Source organism: Janthinobacterium sp. 64 (genome assembly GCF_002813325.1).
Classification (GTDB): domain Bacteria; phylum Pseudomonadota; class Gammaproteobacteria; order Burkholderiales; family Burkholderiaceae_D; genus Janthinobacterium.
This window is the reverse complement of the sequence record NZ_PHUG01000001.1, coordinates 1,203,622-1,219,588: the sequence shown is the minus strand read 5'-3', so window position 1 is coordinate 1,219,588 and position 15,967 is coordinate 1,203,622. Positions and strand designations below refer to the sequence as shown.

The following is a 15,967-nucleotide window of genomic DNA, read 5'->3' as shown; positions in this document are numbered from 1 at the left end:
GGGCGCTTTTTTTTGGGTGCATGGGGGTCAGACCCTTCGGGGGAATGTGCGCCAATGGCGGACATTCCGATCCCGCAGGGACTGACCCCAGCCTTTCAAGGGTTTTACTTTGTGGTAGCGCGGAAGTTGTCGGCTTACGCGCTGCGCGCTAACCCGACCTACCATGCTCATTCCATAGCGCGCATCGCCCGATCCAGCAAGGTCAAGGCCAGCCGCACGCTGTCGTCGGGCATTTCCAGCAAATTATCTCCCACATACCATTCCACCACGCTGCGCCCTGGCAGGGCGGCGTGGCTGGCGCGGCCGAACAGCCAGATGCCATGGTCTGCGGCCACCTGGTTGCGGATGGCGATGGCCCGCTCGCGCGAGACGGGCAAGTGCAGGTGCAGCATGTTGGCGTGCGGGGCGGCGGGATTGACGGCAATCGATGGAAAATCGCGCAGCAGCGCGTACAGCCACTGCGTGCGTTCGAAATAGCGGGGCATGGCGGCGAGGCGCGCGTCGAACTGCATGGCAGCGGCCACCACGTAGGGTGTGCGGTGCACGATGTTGCCGCCCTGGCGGCGGAACCATTCGCGCGCCCGTTCGACAAAGGGGCGGCTGCCGGCCAGCATGGCGCCACCGAGGCCGCCGATGCCCTTGTACAGCGACACGTAGACGGAGTCAAAACCGTCGCAGATGGCGGGCAGGGGGTGCTGGAAACCCCCTTGCGCCTCCCACAGGCGCGCGCCATCCATGTGCAGATGAATGTTGTTGTCGCGGCAGTGGCGCTTGATGTCATTCAAGTCATCCCAGGACGGGCACTGGCCGCCGATTTCGCGCATCGGCAGTTCGACCTGGGCCGCGCCCAGCGCATCGGGCACGGCGCGCAAATCGTCCACCGTCCACGGACGGTGCGGGTCGCCGATCGTCAAACCCTTGAAGTGGTCGAGCAATTCATGGTTGCCCCGCTCGTGGCGCAGGATGTGCGAGGTGGGATGCAGCGCCACCAGGCGCGAACCGCGATCCTGGCAGGCCAGGCGCAGGGCCGTGACCTGCGTCATGGTGCCCGTGATGCAGAACACGGCCGCCTCGAAGCCGAGCAGGCCGGCGACCTTGTTTTCGAATTGCTCGATCAGCGCGCCTTCGCCATAGGTGTCGTGCGCGATGTCGTTGGCCTCGCACCAGGCGGCCATGGCGGCGAAGGTGGCCGCTGGCGTGGGCTGGCGGTGGCCCGGCAGGACGGTGTGGCAGCGCTGGCGCAGTTCGAGCTCGGTCAAGGCAGTTCCTTACAGGGTGGCGGTGGCCAGTTTCGCGCCGAAGCCGATGAACATGGCGCCCACGCCGCCGCCCATGCCGGCCGACAGGCGGCGACGGCGGCGGAAGGTGTCGGCCAGGCGCGCGCCGACAAAGATGATGGCCGTCAGATAGCTAAAGCTGATCACCTGGCAAATCAGGCCCAGGCCGATGAAGGACAGCACGGGCTTGGCAAAGGCCGGGTCGACGAACTGGATGAAGAACGAGATGAAGAACAGGATCGCTTTCGGGTTCATCAGGCTGATGATCAGGGCCTTGCGGAACGGGTCGCTTTCCTTCACGGGGGCCGTTGCCGCCGCCGCTTCGCCTTCAGCGGGAGCTGGCGCGCGCAGCTTGCGCCAGCAACCGATCAGCATTTGCAGGCCGATCCAGCCCAGATAGGCCGCGCCGATGTATTTCACGACGTAGAACAGGGCCGGGCTGGCTTTCAGCAGGGACGCGACGCCGCAGGCCGACAGCACCATCAATATCAGGTCGCCGGCGAAGATGCCGAAGGCGCCCTGGTAGGCGGGCCGCACGCCGCGCTGGGCGGCCACCGACAGCACGTACATGGAATTGGGGCCGGGCAGGATGACGATGAAGATGGTCCCCAGTAAAAAGGTCCAGAAATCGGTGATGCCCAGGTTGGCGTGAAAAAGTGCGTTCATGATTATTCTGCAGGATTGAGCTGTACGTGATGGAATTGCAGGGCCGCCAAATTGGCGTAAATGCCACCCAGGGCGACCAGCGAAGCGTGCGTGCCCGTCTCGACGATCTTGCCATCTTCCATGACGATGATGCGGTCGGCCCGCTGCACGGTGGCCAGGCGGTGCGCGATGATGACGGTGGTGCGGCCCACCATGGCCGCTTCCAGCGCTTTTTGCACCAGGCGTTCCGATTCCGCGTCCAGCGCGCTGGTCGCTTCGTCGAGCAGCAGCAGCGGCGGGTTTTTCAGCAGGGCGCGGGCGATGGCGATGCGCTGGCGCTGGCCGCCGGACAGGCGCACGCCCCGTTCGCCGAGGAAGGATTTGTAGCCGTTCGGCAGGCGCTCGATGAATTCGTGGGCGGCCGCCATTTTCGCAGCCGCAATCACTTCCTCGTCGCTGGCGCCGGCGCGCCCATAGCGGATGTTTTCCATGGCGTCAGCCGAGAAGATCACGGTATCTTGCGGCACGATGCCGATGGCGTCGCGCAGGGTGTGCAGGTCGAGCTGCTTGATATCGACGCCATCGAGGCGGATGCTGCCGCTTTGCGGGTCATAAAAACGTAAAAACAGCTGGAACAGCGTGGTCTTGCCGGCGCCCGACGGACCGACGACGGCTACCGTTTCGCCGGCGCGGATGTCGAGGCTGACGTGGTCCAGCGCGGCAGTATCCGGGCGCGACGGATACGAGAACATGACATCGTCCAGCGACAGCGAAGCGCCGTTCGCCGCGCGCGCAGGCAGCGGCAGCGGCGTGAGGGGCGACTCGATTTCCGATTTGACGGCCATCAGTTCCAGCAGGCGCTCGGTGGCGCCGGCGGCGCGCTGCGCTTCGCCCATCACTTCAGACAGTGCGCCGATGGCGCCGGCGACGATGGACGCGTACAGGATGAACTGGCCCAGATCGCCGCCCGTCATCGAGCCTTCCAGCACGGCGCGCGCGCCCAGCCACAGCACGAAGACGATGGTGCCGAAGACCAGCAAAATCGCGATCATGGTCAGGAGGGCGCGGGCGCGGATGCGGCGCATGGCCGTCATGAAGGCGCCTTCAACGGAGTCGCCAAAGCGTTTCGATTCGATTTTCTCGTGCGTAAACGCCTGCACGGTGGGCATGGCGTTGAGGATTTCGCCGGCCATGGCCGACGCGTCGGCGATGCGGTCCTGCGAGTCGCGCGACAGCTTGCGCACGCGGCGGCCAAACACGATGATGGGCACGACGACCAGGATCAACAGGCCGATGATGATGCCGGCCAGCTTGGCGCTGGTGACGAACAGCATCACCAGGCCACCGAGGAACAGCAGCACGTTGCGCAGCGCCATGGAGATGCTGGTGCCGACCACGGCCTGTATCAGGGTCGTGTCGGTGGTGATGCGCGACAGCACTTCGCCCGTCTGCGTGGTTTCAAAGAATGCCGGGCTTTGCGTGACGACGTGGCGGTACACGGCGCTGCGGATGTCGGCCGTGACGCGCTCGCCCAGCCACGACACCGTATAGAAACGCGCCGCCGTGGCCAGCGCCAGGATGGACGCCACGCCGAACAGGGCCAGGAAGACCAGGTCGACGTGCTGGATGCTCTTGGAACCGGCTGCGCCGCCGAAACCCAGGTCGATCATCTGCTTGAACGCGGCGGGGATGGCCAGGGTCGAGGCGGCAGCCACCACCAGCGCGATACCGGCCAGGAAGAACTGCCTGCGGTACGGCGTCAGAAAGGGCATCAAGCCCTTGAAGGCGGCCAGGCTGCCTTTCTTCAGTTCGCGGCTGGTGCCGGTGTCGGGAGTGGCTGTGGCGGTTGTGGTACTCGTGCTGCCTGTTTCTGTGCTGGTTGTCATTGGTTTTCGCTTTGATTTACTTTTTGCTTGCGGTACTGTTTATAACTTCATCGGTTGCACATAGCCCGTCATTTCCAGGTAGGCGCGGCCCACGGGCAGGCCATCGCGCTCCACCGTCACGGCGCCTTCCCAGTACACGGCCCCCGTCGAGCGGCGCGAATCGAGTTCCTGGTCCGCTTGCAGCGGCTTGATCTGCCAGCGCGTGGGACCGGTGCGGATCTCGGTGGCGACCGGGTACTGGGCCTGCGTGCGTGGCGAGCGCCACAGCTGCGTGGGCGTGAAATCGACGTCGCCGGGAGCGAACTGCGTCATCTTGCCGGACGCATCGCGCCATGTCGCGTGCGCCCATAGTTTAGCACCTGTCTTGCTGCGGATCTGGAAGGCCATCAGCGCGCCGCCGTCATCGAGGTTGGCGCCTATCCAGTTCCAGCCGCTGGCATCCGCATCGAGCACCTGGCTGGACCACTCGTGATCGAGCCAGGTGGTGCCCGTCACCGCTTCGGCCTTGCCGCCCGCGCGCGCGATCGTGCCCGTCGTTCGCAGCTGCGGCTCGCTGTAGTAGTAGCTCGATTGCGCGGGCCGCGCGCCCTTGCGCGAGTAGCCGCCGTCACCCTGCAGCAGCACGGCCTGGGTGGGGGCCAGGGTCAGTTGCAATTGAAAATCGCGCGCGGCCAGGCTGACCCGGTAGCTGCCATCGGCCTGCCGCTGCATGCGCCAGTCGTCGAGTTTGACGTCCGTGTCGCCCACCTTGGCGTAGGCCAGGCCGAAGCCCTCGCGCGCGCTTTTCTCGTCGTGCAGCAGCTTGCCCACCTTCGGGTCGGACAGGGCCGCATGGCCGATGATCAGCTGCTTGGGTGCGAAGGTGCTGGGGTTGTCCGCGTCGGTGGCCGTGGCGCTGCGAAAGAAGGTCACCTGGTAGCCCAGTTGCTCGCCGCCGGCGGTTTTGACCCAGCCCGTGGCGTACCACCATTCCGTTTTATAGGCGGGATGGGCGCCGAAGTCGTGCGGCAGGCGCAGCGTCTGACCGGCCGGCAGCGGCGTGACGGGGGCGAAGGCGGGCGGCGCGGCCAAGGCAGGCAAGGCCAGCGCAAGCAACAAGATGGAAATATGACGCATTACCAGTCCTCCCTGACGGCGCGGATGGGGCCAGCGGACAGGGCTTGCCTGCCCGCGATGAGGGCAGTCAAGGCCGCTGCCGTCAGCAGGGCGGCGGCCACGCTGGCGATCAAAGGCCACGGCAAGTGCAGCTGCATGGTCCAGTGGAACGATTGCGGGTTGACGATGAAGACCAGCACAAAGCTGATCAACAGGCCCAGGACAAAACCGGTGGCGATGCCCAGCGCCGTCAGCGCGCCGCCTTCCAGTGCCAGGATGGACAAGATCTGCCCGCGCGTCACGCCCACGTGGCGCAGCATGCCGAATTCGCGCGCGCGCGCCAGGGTCTGCGCGGAAAACGTGGCGGCCACGCCGAACAGGCCGATGACGATGGCGATCGCTTCCAATAAATACGTGACGGCGAAGCTGCGGTCGAAGATCTGCAGGCTCAGGGCGCGGATGGCCGAGGGGTTCGACACTTCCAGGCTGGCGCCAAACGGCAGGGCCTTCAGGCGCTGCTGCAGCTCGTCGCCCGTGGCGTCCTTGCCCAGCCACAGGGCCGCATCGCTCACGTCTTGGTCGCCCGTCAGCGCGCGGTAGTCGTCCAGCGGCATCTGGATGGCGCCGGACGAGCGCGCATAGTCGCGCCAGATGCCGGCGACGAAGAACTGGTGCAGGCCGCCCGCCAGCGGCAGGGCGATCTGCTGGCCAGGCTTGACGTTGTACAGGTCGGCCGCCGCTTCGGACAGCCAGACCGGTTTCGCGCCCGCTGGCACAGGCAGCGTCTCGCCCACCAGTACCATGCTTTTGCCCGGGTCTGGCAAATTGATGGGGCGCGCCAGCAGCATCACGTTGGGGCGGTCGGGCGCCAGCGACAGCGAGCGCAGACGCTGAAAATCCACCCTGGCCACGCCGGGCAGGGCGCTGATGGCGGCTTGTTCACGCGGGTTCAGGCCCGCCGTGCCGCCGCTGGCGGTCGTGCGCGTATACACGTCGGCCGGCAAGATCTGCAGCAGCCAGTCGTCGACGGAGACACGGAAACTCGACACCATGATGGCCATCGCCACCATCAGGCTAAAACTCGACAGCACGCCACCGAGCGCGATGCCGGCCTGGCCCGAGGCGTTCGCCAGGCGCGCCAGGGTCAGGCTGCGCACGGGCGCGTGGCTGCTCGTGTCCGTGCGCAGCCAGGCGCGCTGCAGGACGCGGAAGACGACGGCGGCCAGCTGCGGCATCAGGGCGATGGCGCCGATCAGCAGCAGCGCGATGGATAAGTAGCCGAACAGGGGCAGTTCGAACACGGGCGGCAGGAATGTCAATACGCCGGCCAGCAGCAAACAAGCGAGCGCGGGCCAGGTTTTCGCCAGGCGCGTCGTCACGACTTCCTCGCTGCCCGATTTCAGGGCGATGGCGGGGGCGGCGCGCGCCGCTTCCAGCGCGGGCGCCGCGCAGCCCAGCAAGGCGACACCGAGGCCGAGGGCAAAGTAAACAAAGGCGGCGACGGGCGTGAATTGCACCTGCGGCTGCACGCCCGCGAAATAGCCGGCGCCCAGGTCGCCGCCGAAAAAGCGCAGGGCCACGGCCGCCATGGCATAACCGCCGGCGATGCCCAGGCCAGCGCCGACCACGCCCAGGCTGGCGCCTTCCAGCAGCACCTGGCGCAGCAATTGTCCCCGCTCCATGCCCAGCACGCGCAGCAGCGCGAACTGGCCGCGGCGGCGGATGACGGACAGCGCCTGCGTGGAAAACACCAGGAACGCCCCGGTAAACAGGGCGACGAGGGCCAGCACCGTCAGGTTGACCCGGTAGGCGCGGCTGAGGTTATTGTTGCGGCTATTCTGGTTTTCGTCATTCGGCTGGCCCACCTGGAAACGGCCCAGATACTGCGCTTCCAGTGCGCGCGCGAGATCGGCCTGGAAGGCGTCGCGGTTGACGCCCTGGCGCAGTTTCAGATCGATGCGCGACAGCTTGCCCAGTTTGTTGAAACGCCACTGCGCCGCGCCGATATCCATGACGGCGATGCGCTGGCCGGCGCGCGCGCGCTGCAGCGAACCGGCCACGCGCAGCGGCACCTGGCCCGTGCCCGATTGCAGGGCAATCGTGTCGCCCTGCGCCACACCGAGCCAGCGCAAGGCGGCCGGGGACAAAAAGATGGCGTCGTCGGCCAGGGTGTCGAAAGGCTGGCCCTCGGCGGGCGCGCCGATCAGGTCGGGTGAGATGAAGCCGGCGCGGAAGACATCGAGCGCCAGGATGTGCAGCGGGCCGCCATCCTGCTTGCCGGCCACGCTAGCTTGCAGTTCCAGCACGGGCGAAGCCACGGCCACGCCGTCGCGCTGCGCCAGCCAAGGATAGATGCTTTCGTCGAACAGCGCTTCGCGCCCGGCCACCTGCACGTCGGCCTGGCCGGACAGGCTTTTGACGGCCGTGGAAAATTCATTGAAGGCGGCCGCGTTGATCAAATGGATGGCAAAGCCCAGCGACACGCCGATGGCGATGGCCAGGATGGCGACGAAGGCGCGCACGGGATGCGCGCGCCACTCGCCCAGCAGCAGCCAGCGCGACAGCAGGCGCGTCGTCGCCGGGCTGGCCAGCGGGGCACTCAATTCAGACATTCGACGGCCAGGCGTTCGCCGGCGCGCCGCGCTTTCAGTTGCGCCGCGTCGCGGTTCCTGTCGCCGGCGCCGACGGCGTCCTGCGCCGCCCATTTCTGATCGAGGCGCAGCTGGGCGCAATGCTTGTCATGTATTTCCTTCTGCCTGGCGGCCCGTTCGCGCGCCTGGTCTGCCAGATTTTCCTGCTTCTTGCGTGCCGCTTCCAGCTGGCTGGCCACCCGCTCCTGGCGCGTGGCCGCGCCCTTGTCGACGGCAGGCGGGGGCGAGGGGATTTCCAGGATCTGCAGCTGGCCGCCCGTGCAGGGCGTGGCGCTATAGCTGGTCTGGCCATCCTGCACGCATTTGTAGATGTCCTGCGCACTGGCGGAACCAGCCAGCAAGACCATGGCGCAGAGCAGGAAGGACGGCGATTTCACAATATCTTCCCCGGATTCATGATGTTCTGCGGGTCCAGCGCCTGCTTCACGGCGCGCATCAGCTGCAATTCCAGCGGCGATTTATAATGCGCCAGATCGTCCTTTTTCAGCGCGCCGATGCCGTGTTCGGCCGAAATCGAACCACCAAAAGCGTGGACCTGGTCGTGCACGATGCGGTTGATCGCGTCCTGGTTGGCCAGGAAGTCGCGGTCCGTCATGCCGGGCGGCGGCGCCACGTTGTAATGCAGGTTGCCGTCACCCAGGTGGCCGAAGCACACCAGCTGGCAGCCGGGGAAGGCCGTTGCCAATGCCACATCCGTGACGCTGATGAAGTCGGCGATGCGGGAAATCGGCAGCGAGATATCGTGCTTGATGTTCTTGCCCGCCTGCGCCTGCGCCAGCGGAATGTGCTCGCGCAGCTGCCATAATCCCTCGGACTGCGCCACGGAACTGGCGACGACGGCGTCCTCGATCAATTCATCCTCCAGGGCCGCGCCGATGCTCGCTTCCAGCAATTCCACGGCGTGCGCCTCGGACTGGCTGCTCGATAATTCCAGCAGCACGTATTGTCCGTGGGCGTCCGCGAAAGGACGCGGCAGCTGCGGGAACTGCTCGGCCACCAGTTGCAGACAATACTGCGACATCAGTTCAAAGCCCGTCAGGCTGGCGCCGCAATGGTCTTGCATCAGGCTTAATAGACGCAGGGCGTGGGCGGGCGAGGGCATGGCCGCCAGCGCCGTGATGCACGCTTTCGGCTGCGGATACAATTTCATGACGGCGCCCGTGATGACGCCCAGGGTGCCTTCGGCGCCGATGTACAGGTCGCGCAAATCGTAGCCGGTATTGTCCTTGCGCAAGCCGCGCAAGCCGCTCCAGATCTCGCCTTGCGGCGTGACCACTTCCAGGCCCAGGCACAGTTCGCGCGTATTGCCGTAGCGCAGCACGGCCGTGCCGCCCGCGTTGGTGGCCAGATTCCCCCCGATGGTGCAACTGCCCTCGGCCGCCAGCGACAGGGGGAACAAACAGCCGGCGGCGGCCGCCGCTTCCTGGATGGTTTGCAAAATACAGCCCGCGTCCACCGTGATGGTACGGTTGACGGGGTCGAGCGCGCGGACGCTGTTCAGGCGCGCCAGCGACAGCACGATGGCCGTGCCGGCGGCGTCCGGGATGCTGCCCAGGACCAGGCCCGTATTGCCGCCTTGCGGCACGACGGGGACTTGCCATTGCGCGCAGGCGCGCAGCACGCCCGCCACTTGCTCCACCGTGGCGGGGCGCAGCACGGCCAGGGCCTTGCCGGTAAACCTGTCGCGCCAGTCGGTGAGGAAGGGCGCCATGTCGGCTTCCAGGGTGAGTACGTAGGCTTCGCCCAGCAGGTCGCGGCAGGCGGCGAGGAAATCGGCTTTTTCAGTCATTTCTTGATGCTCACTTTATTTACTTTTTCCAGCAGCTCTTTGGCCATGCGCTTGGCGGCCTTTTTATACGGGCGCAGATACAGCACGGCGCAGAAGAAGTAGATGCAGACGATGGCCGCCTCGCCCCAGGCCATCAGGGCGGAGACGGGATTCGTGTCGCTGTAGCCGCGCACCACGCCTTCCGTAAAATACAGCAGGATCACCATCGATGACCATTGCAGGGTGTAGACGTCGCGCTTGATGACGCCGTACAGGGGAATGAGCAGGGGCGCCGCTTTCAGGACGACCCAGGAGCCGCCCGGCTGCAGCGGCGCGACGACGGTTTCCCACAGCAGGCACCAGATGGTCAGGGTGACGAGGCTGGCGATGGCGCCCCAGTGAAAATACTTGTGCAGTGTGCCGTGCATCATGCGCCTGCCAGTTTCGCGGCGTTTTCCGCCAGGCGCCGGCCCAGGGCGACGGCCAGGCGCTTTTCATCGTCGCTCAGGGCCTTGTCGCCATCGATGCCCGCCCAGTGCGTGGCGCCATACGGCGAGCCGCCCGTGGACGTCGTCATCAGTTCGGGGTGCGTGTAGGGCAGGCCCATGACCAGCATGCCGTGATGGAAAAGGGGGATCATCATCGACAGCAAAGTCGATTCCTGGCCGCCGTGCAGGCTGCCCGTGGACGTGAACACGCAGGCGGGCTTGCCGGACAGGCTGCCGGCCAGCCAGTCGCTGGCCGTGCCATCCCAGAAGTACTTCATGGCGGCGGCCATGTTGCCGAAGCGCGTGGGCGACCCCAGGGCCAGGCCCGCGCAGTCCTGCAAGTCTTCCAGTTCCACATACGGAGCGCCGTCAAGCGGCACTTCCGGCGCCGTCGCTTCCGTCACCGTGGAGACGGCGGGCACGGTGCGCAGGCGCGCATCGCAGCCAGGCACGCTTTCCACTCCCTGGGCTATCAGCTCGGCCAGCTGGCGCGTGGCGCCATGGCGTGAATAAAACAATACGAGAATAATCAGATTGGTTGGCTTCATCATTGGTATTATAGGGCGCTTTACAGCCTGATACGACTGCTGTCATGGCGCCGTTCTGATTTTGCACATGTTTTCAAAATATATACTCCCCATCTTTAAATACCTGTGGCGCACCTTGCACCTCGGTGCCGACATGGTGCGCGGCCTGACGTGGTCCGAAACGCGCGACCTGCTGCAGTTCGCGCGCCGCCGCGTGCGCGAGGAAAGCCTGCCGCAAGTGGCCGGCAGCCTGACGTTTGCCACCGTGTTCGCGCTGGTGCCGCTGCTGACCCTGGCCCTGGCCATCTTCACCACTTTCCCGCTATTCAATACCTTCCGCCACGCGCTGGAAGATTATTTCGTGCAAAGCGTCATGCCCAAGGGGATATCGAACACCATCCTCGACTACCTGACCACGTTCGCCTCGAAGGCCACGCGGCTGTCGGCCATCGGCGCGGGTGCCCTGATCGTCACCTCGGTGGGCATGATGGGCTTGATCGAACGCGTCTTCAACCGCATCTGGCGGGTGCGCCAGGAACGCCGCTGGACCAAGCGTCTGCTGGTGTACTGGGCCATCGTCACCCTGGGGCCGCTGCTGGTGGGCGTGTCGCTGACGGTGACCTCGCGCCTCTTCATGGCCACCAGCGGCGTGGTGGGCGCCGTGCCTTTCCTTGGCGCCGTGTTTTACACGCTGGTGTCGATCGGCCTGACCATGCTGGCGTTTACCTTGCTGTACATCGCCGTGCCGAACCGCGACGTGGACTGGCGCGACGCGGCATGGGGCGGCTTGCTGGCGGCGCTGGCGTTCGAGGTGGCCAAGCGCGGCTTCGGTGAATTCATCCAGGAATTCCCCACGTATTCGCGCATCTACGGCGCGCTGGCCGCCTTGCCGCTGTTCCTCGTGTGGATTTACCTGAGCTGGATGATCACCCTGGTGGGCGCCTTGCTGGTGGCCGCCTTGCCCGTCGTGAAATACGAACGCTGGTGGTACGAGGCGGCGCCCGGCAGCGAATTCGTCGACGCCGTCGCCATCCTGAAGGTGCTGCACCAGGCTTGCCACTGCGCCGATTCGGCCCTGGTCGGCGCGGCAGACATTCGCCGCAGCACGCGCCTGGGCTTCGAAGAAATGGAAACCCTGCTCGACAAGATGGTGCTGCAGGGCTGGGTGGGCCGAGTCAACGTGGAAGGCGCCGTGCGGGTACAGTGGGGCAAGCGCGTGGCCGACAGTTCCGACCACTGGGTCTTGCTGGGCAACGTCAACCGCATCAGCCTGGCCGACGTCTACCGCCTGTTCGTCTTCGGCGGCATGCGCGTCAATTCCGGCTACCCGGCCGGCTCGACGAATGAGCGCGACATCAAGGCGGCGGAAGAAGCGGCGGCCCTGGCGGCGCAGGTGGAAAGCGCCGTCGAAGAGGGGCTGGGCATGAGTCTGGCCCAGCATTTCGGCGCAGTGCGCTGCAATTGAGGGCTTGCCACAGCGCAGCCCGTCATCCTTCATCTGAATCGAGCACGACATGAGATTATCACGCCCGGCCATCGTGGCTGCCATGCTGGCCGCCTTGTCCTTGTCCTTTTCCTTTTCCGCGTGCGCTGGCGGCAGCGCCGGGCCGGCCAACGCCGAAGCGGCAACAGCGGCATCGGCCGGCGCCATCAGTGCCAGCCACGCGGCGGCCGTGCGCCGGCTGCTGCAAGCGAATCACCTGACCGCCTACCTCCGCCATTGGATGCTGGACGGCGGCAGCGGCGATGCCGAGGCCGTGGAACTGCGGCGGCACATGGCCGTGCACATGAGTGACGAGGTGATGTATGCGTCCCTCGTTCCCCTGTATGCCCGCTACGTGTCCATCGCGTCGGCAAACGAATTGACGCGCTACTACCGAGGCAGTGTGGGCCGGCGCGAAGTGACGGCCCTGCTGGCGCGCCAAGGGGTCAAGCCGGGTGAGCAGAACCCCGCATTCTCCGCCGCCGAATTCCGGCAAATGAAGCGGGCCGCCACCGGGAAGGCGGCAGACCAGGTTGCGGAGGCGCGACTGGCCATGGATCAGGTGAGCGCACAACTGGGGCAGGAGTGGATGCGTGCGCATCGCGCCATGCTGCAGGCCCAGGCGCTGGGCGCAATGCGTGTCTGGCTGCTGGCGCATAGCGCGCGCGCGGACGGCGACCCGGCACCCGTGCCCCCGCTGGCGTTGACGGGGCTGGACAGCCTGGATCAGCTGACCCTGCTGATGGCGGACTTCTGGCAGGCCACCGCACAGGCGAATCGCGCGCTGTCGAGCGATCTTGCCAGTTATGGCTTGCAGCCGGTATTTGCCTATGAAGGTTTGCGCAGCGCACAAGGCATCAACGCGGCGCGCGCGGCACTGGCCAGGGCTGGCGCGCGCAACGAGGCGTATGTCGCGCAACTGGACAGTTTGCAGCGCGACATCCACCCGCGCTTGCTGGCATTGCCGGCGGGCAGGAGGATGCTCGAGGTGGCCGGGCCGGGCCCGGTGGGATCGCATGGGCTGTTGCTCCGCATGGCGGAAAACCGGCGCCAGCGCTACGCATTGTTTTTGCGCGTGCAAGACGTGGCGGCGTCGGCGCTGGGTGATGGACAGGCGCAGGCCGAGGCGGCGAATGCCACATTGCAGACCCTGGTGACAGAAATTGACGCCGGCTGGCAGGAAGACGCGGCGTTGCGCGCCGCAGCGGAGCAAGCCCAGGCATGGACGCGGCAGGAACGGGAGGGCTAGCGCAGCCCAGCGCAGTGCAAGTCAAGAAATTTTTCCTGACGGCAACATAATGAAGTTAATTAATCTATAATTGACAGTTTCCTTACTGAAATTGTCAATGTCCGCATTACATTTGTCAGGGTTGTTGCCGCGCACATGGCCAGTCCTGTTGCTGTCTTTCCTGGTCGCTCACGCGGCGCTGGCCTTTGCGCCCGCCACCACCGACGTTCCCTTCACGCCGACGGCCGGCATGCGCAGCGTGCAGCTGGCCGAGGCCGCCTTTACGCGTGGCAACAGCCGGCCAGCCTGGGTGGAAGGCATCGATCAGCTGCCCCCTGCCGCCAAGGACAGCCCGCTGGCGATTCGCCTGTCCGACGTGCAATTTCACGTGGGCGAACAGAGCGCCTACTATGTCCACCGGGCATTGATTGCGAATGAGGCGTCCAGCGTATCGGCGCTGGGCCAGTACGAGATCGCGTTCCAGCCCGACTATCAGCGTGTGCAGCTGCACCGCCTGCGCATCGTGCGCGGCGAGCAGGTGATCGACAAGCTGGCGTCGGCCGATATCCGTTTCCTGCAGCGCGAAACGGGATTGTCGCAGGGCGTGTATTCGGGCGACATCACGGCCGCCATCGTCACCGATGACGTGCGCGTGGGCGATACGCTGGAAGTGGCGTACACGGTGCTGGGCCAGAATCCTGTGTTTGGCGGCAAGTTCTTCGACGCCGCGGCGTGGGACAGTCCGGCACCCGTGGGCTTGCGGCGCATCACGCTCGACATGCCCGAGCAGCGCAGCATCGCCTACCGCATGCAGGGCGGCAGCGTCGCCGTTACCCCCAAAGAACAGCGACGCAATGGTCGCCGCATCCTGCGTTTCGAGGCGCGCGACTTGCCGCCGGTGGCGGCCGAGCCGTATGTGCCGGCCGATGTGTCGACATACCGGTGGATCCAGTTTTCCGAGCTGGGCAGCTGGAAGGAAGTCAATCGGTGGGCGCTGGGGCTGTTCGACACGCCTGCGGGCGGCGCCGCCGTGCAGGAAGCGCTGCGCGCCGCAGGCGCCACGGGCACGCCCGCGCAGCAGGTGGTCAAGGTGCTGGAGTTTGTGCAGAACGAGATCCGCTACCTGTCGCTGTCGATGGGCGAAAGCTCGCACCGGCCGTTTCCACCGGCCCAGGTGCTGCAGCGCCGCTATGGCGACTGCAAGGACAAGTCGCTGCTGATGGTGGCCATGCTGCGCGAACTGGGCATCGTCGCCGAGCCCGTGCTGGTGTCGACCGAATTGCGCAAGGGCCTGGACCGCATGCTGCCCAGCCCCTTGCTGTTCGACCATGCCATCGTGCGCGTGCACGTCGATGGCAAGACGTATTTCCTCGATCCCACGCGCCTGGGCCAGCACGGTTTGCTCGATAACATGGGCCAGACGCATGGCGGCGCGCAGGTGCTGGTGGTCAATGCCACCGGCAAGGCGCTCGACACGATAGCGCTGCAGACGGATCCGGCCTTGATCACGGACAAGCGCAGCGAACGCGTGACGGTCAGCGCCTTCGACCAGCCTGCCGAGATGCAGGTGCGCATTTCCATCGCGGGCACGGGCGCCGAACGCATGCGCGTGCAGCTGGCAGGCCTGAGCGCGCAGCAACTGCGCCAGGCCTATGAAAGCTCGATGGGGCGCCGCTATGCGGATTTCACCATGCTGGCCGAGCCGCTCGTCAGCGATGACCGCGTGAACAACCGCTTGACGGTCGATTTACGCTACCGCATCGCCAAGTTCATGGAAAAGAATGACCAGGGCTGGCTGATGCGCTACAAGCCCGTCAATCTGACGGAGCAGTTCTATGTGCCGGACCTCGTCAAGCGCAGCCATCCGCTGCTGGTGCCCATGTATCCATCGATCTCCATCTATGATTTTGAGGTTATGCTGCCGCAACAGGTCGATGCCCGGTACCAGCCGTCGCAGAACAGCATCGACAACAGCGCCTTCAGGCTGACCGAGGCGCTGGCCTTTACGGGCCGCGTGGCGCAGGCCAGCCTGCGCCTGGACGTGACGGCCGACCGCGTGCCCGCGGACGGCGTGCCGGCGTTTGTCGAGGCCAGCCGCAAGGTGAACGAAATGTTGCAAGGCAGTATGTTATTGCCGACAAGAATGCTGAAGGTGGCGGCCGCGCCCGACTACAAAGAGGCTCTCAAGGCACGCCTGGAGGCCAGCCTGAAGGCCAGCGACCGGCTGCTGGCCGATGCGGCGCTGACCGGGCAGGACACGGGCGCCATCCTGTGCGAACGGGCGCGCACCTACAGCTGGCTGGGCCAGCACGCGGCGGCGCTCAAGGATGCCGCGCAGGCAGTGCAGCTGCAGCCCCAGTCGGCCGATTATCTGTCCTGCCAGGCTGATATCAGTTTTGCCGCCGGCAAGTTCAAGGACAGCGCCGCCGGCTTTGCGCGCGCCGTTGCCTTGGGCAACAACGATGGCGAGACCTACCAGCGCAAGGCCCTGGCGAATATCTACCTGGGTAACCAGCGCGAGATGATCCATGATCTGGCGCGGGCCGGTAGCAAGCTCGACGAGCCGCTGGCGCACGTGCGCGGACAGATTTGGCAAGCCATCGTGGGGGCGGTGCCCGCGGCCATGGACGCCGGCGGGCCACCGGAGCTGCTGACGGAACAGTGGCTGGTCGAGGCATTGAAGATGTTCCAGCAACAGACCGGCCCCGAGACGATGCTGCGCGTGGCCAGCCGCGACGGCGGCAACAGCCAGGCGCCGCGCCTCGTGGAAGTGTATTTCTATGCCGGCAAATATTACCTGCTGCAAAACGACAAGATTCGCGCCCGCGTGTATTTCCAGCACGCGCTCGACAAAGGCGTCTTGCACAGCCCCTTTCACGCGCTGTCCCGCCTCGAACTGGAACGGCTTTGATTCACCTT

General features: G+C 65.8%; 12 protein-coding genes. 3 read left to right on the top strand and 9 right to left on the bottom strand.

Annotated features, from left to right (window positions below):
• Positions 1-167: 167 nt before the first annotated feature.
• From CLU91_RS05415 to wrbA, 9 genes are read right to left on the bottom strand one after another with little or no spacing between them, the layout of a single operon-like run.
• A complete protein-coding gene (locus CLU91_RS05415) occupies positions 168-1,259 on the bottom strand; it encodes a threonine aldolase family protein (RefSeq protein WP_100873327.1) in 1,092 nt (363 codons plus the stop codon).
• Between the two features lie 9 nt (positions 1,260-1,268).
• The gene (gene leuE, locus CLU91_RS05410; protein ID WP_100873326.1) at positions 1,269-1,943 is read right to left on the bottom strand and encodes a leucine efflux protein LeuE; all 675 of its coding nucleotides are present in this window, start codon (positions 1,941-1,943) and stop codon (positions 1,269-1,271) included.
• A gap of 2 nt (positions 1,944-1,945) precedes the next feature.
• Positions 1,946-3,808, bottom strand: a complete 1,863-nt coding sequence (locus tag CLU91_RS05405) for an ABC transporter transmembrane domain-containing protein (protein WP_100873325.1) — start codon at positions 3,806-3,808, stop codon at positions 1,946-1,948.
• A gap of 39 nt (positions 3,809-3,847) precedes the next feature.
• Entirely contained in the window at positions 3,848-4,924 is a 1,077-nt protein-coding gene (locus tag CLU91_RS05400; RefSeq protein WP_100873324.1) for a lipocalin-like domain-containing protein, read from the bottom strand.
• Positions 4,924-7,515: an FtsX-like permease family protein gene (locus CLU91_RS05395; protein WP_100873323.1), complete on the bottom strand. Its 2,592-nt coding sequence runs from the start codon at positions 7,513-7,515 to the stop codon at positions 4,924-4,926. The genes CLU91_RS05400 and CLU91_RS05395 overlap by 1 nt, the downstream gene beginning before the upstream one ends.
• Positions 7,503-7,931 (bottom strand): DUF4124 domain-containing protein, encoded by a 429-nt coding sequence (locus CLU91_RS05390; protein WP_100873322.1) that lies wholly within the window; start codon positions 7,929-7,931, stop codon positions 7,503-7,505. The genes CLU91_RS05395 and CLU91_RS05390 overlap by 13 nt, the downstream gene beginning before the upstream one ends.
• On the bottom strand, positions 7,928-9,343 hold the full coding sequence (locus CLU91_RS05385; RefSeq protein ID WP_100873321.1) for an FAD-binding oxidoreductase: 1,416 nt from the start codon (positions 9,341-9,343) through the stop codon (positions 7,928-7,930). Before CLU91_RS05385 ends, CLU91_RS05390 begins: the two co-directional genes overlap by 4 nt.
• Positions 9,340-9,753: a DUF2069 domain-containing protein gene (locus CLU91_RS05380; protein WP_100873320.1), complete on the bottom strand. Its 414-nt coding sequence runs from the start codon at positions 9,751-9,753 to the stop codon at positions 9,340-9,342. Before CLU91_RS05380 ends, CLU91_RS05385 begins: the two co-directional genes overlap by 4 nt.
• Positions 9,750-10,358 carry an NAD(P)H:quinone oxidoreductase gene (wrbA, locus tag CLU91_RS05375; RefSeq protein ID WP_100876593.1) on the bottom strand — a complete coding sequence of 203 codons (609 nt, stop codon included), beginning with the start codon at positions 10,356-10,358 and terminating at the stop codon, positions 9,750-9,752. Before wrbA ends, CLU91_RS05380 begins: the two co-directional genes overlap by 4 nt.
• A gap of 67 nt (positions 10,359-10,425) precedes the next feature.
• Here wrbA and CLU91_RS05370 point away from each other — a divergent pair, with 67 nt between their 5' ends.
• The 3 genes from CLU91_RS05370 to CLU91_RS05360 all read left to right on the top strand — a co-directional run bounded on the left by CLU91_RS05370 (position 10,426) and on the right by CLU91_RS05360 (position 15,959).
• Positions 10,426-11,802, top strand: a complete 1,377-nt coding sequence (locus tag CLU91_RS05370; protein ID WP_100873319.1) for a YihY family inner membrane protein — start codon at positions 10,426-10,428, stop codon at positions 11,800-11,802.
• A 49-nt stretch (positions 11,803-11,851) separates the two neighbouring features.
• Positions 11,852-13,069 carry a hypothetical protein gene (locus CLU91_RS05365; protein WP_157814610.1) on the top strand — a complete coding sequence of 406 codons (1,218 nt, stop codon included), beginning with the start codon at positions 11,852-11,854 and terminating at the stop codon, positions 13,067-13,069.
• 148 nt (positions 13,070-13,217) lie between these two features.
• A complete protein-coding gene (locus CLU91_RS05360) occupies positions 13,218-15,959 on the top strand; it encodes a DUF3857 domain-containing transglutaminase family protein (RefSeq protein ID WP_198521253.1) in 2,742 nt (913 codons plus the stop codon).
• Positions 15,960-15,967 lie beyond the last annotated feature (8 nt).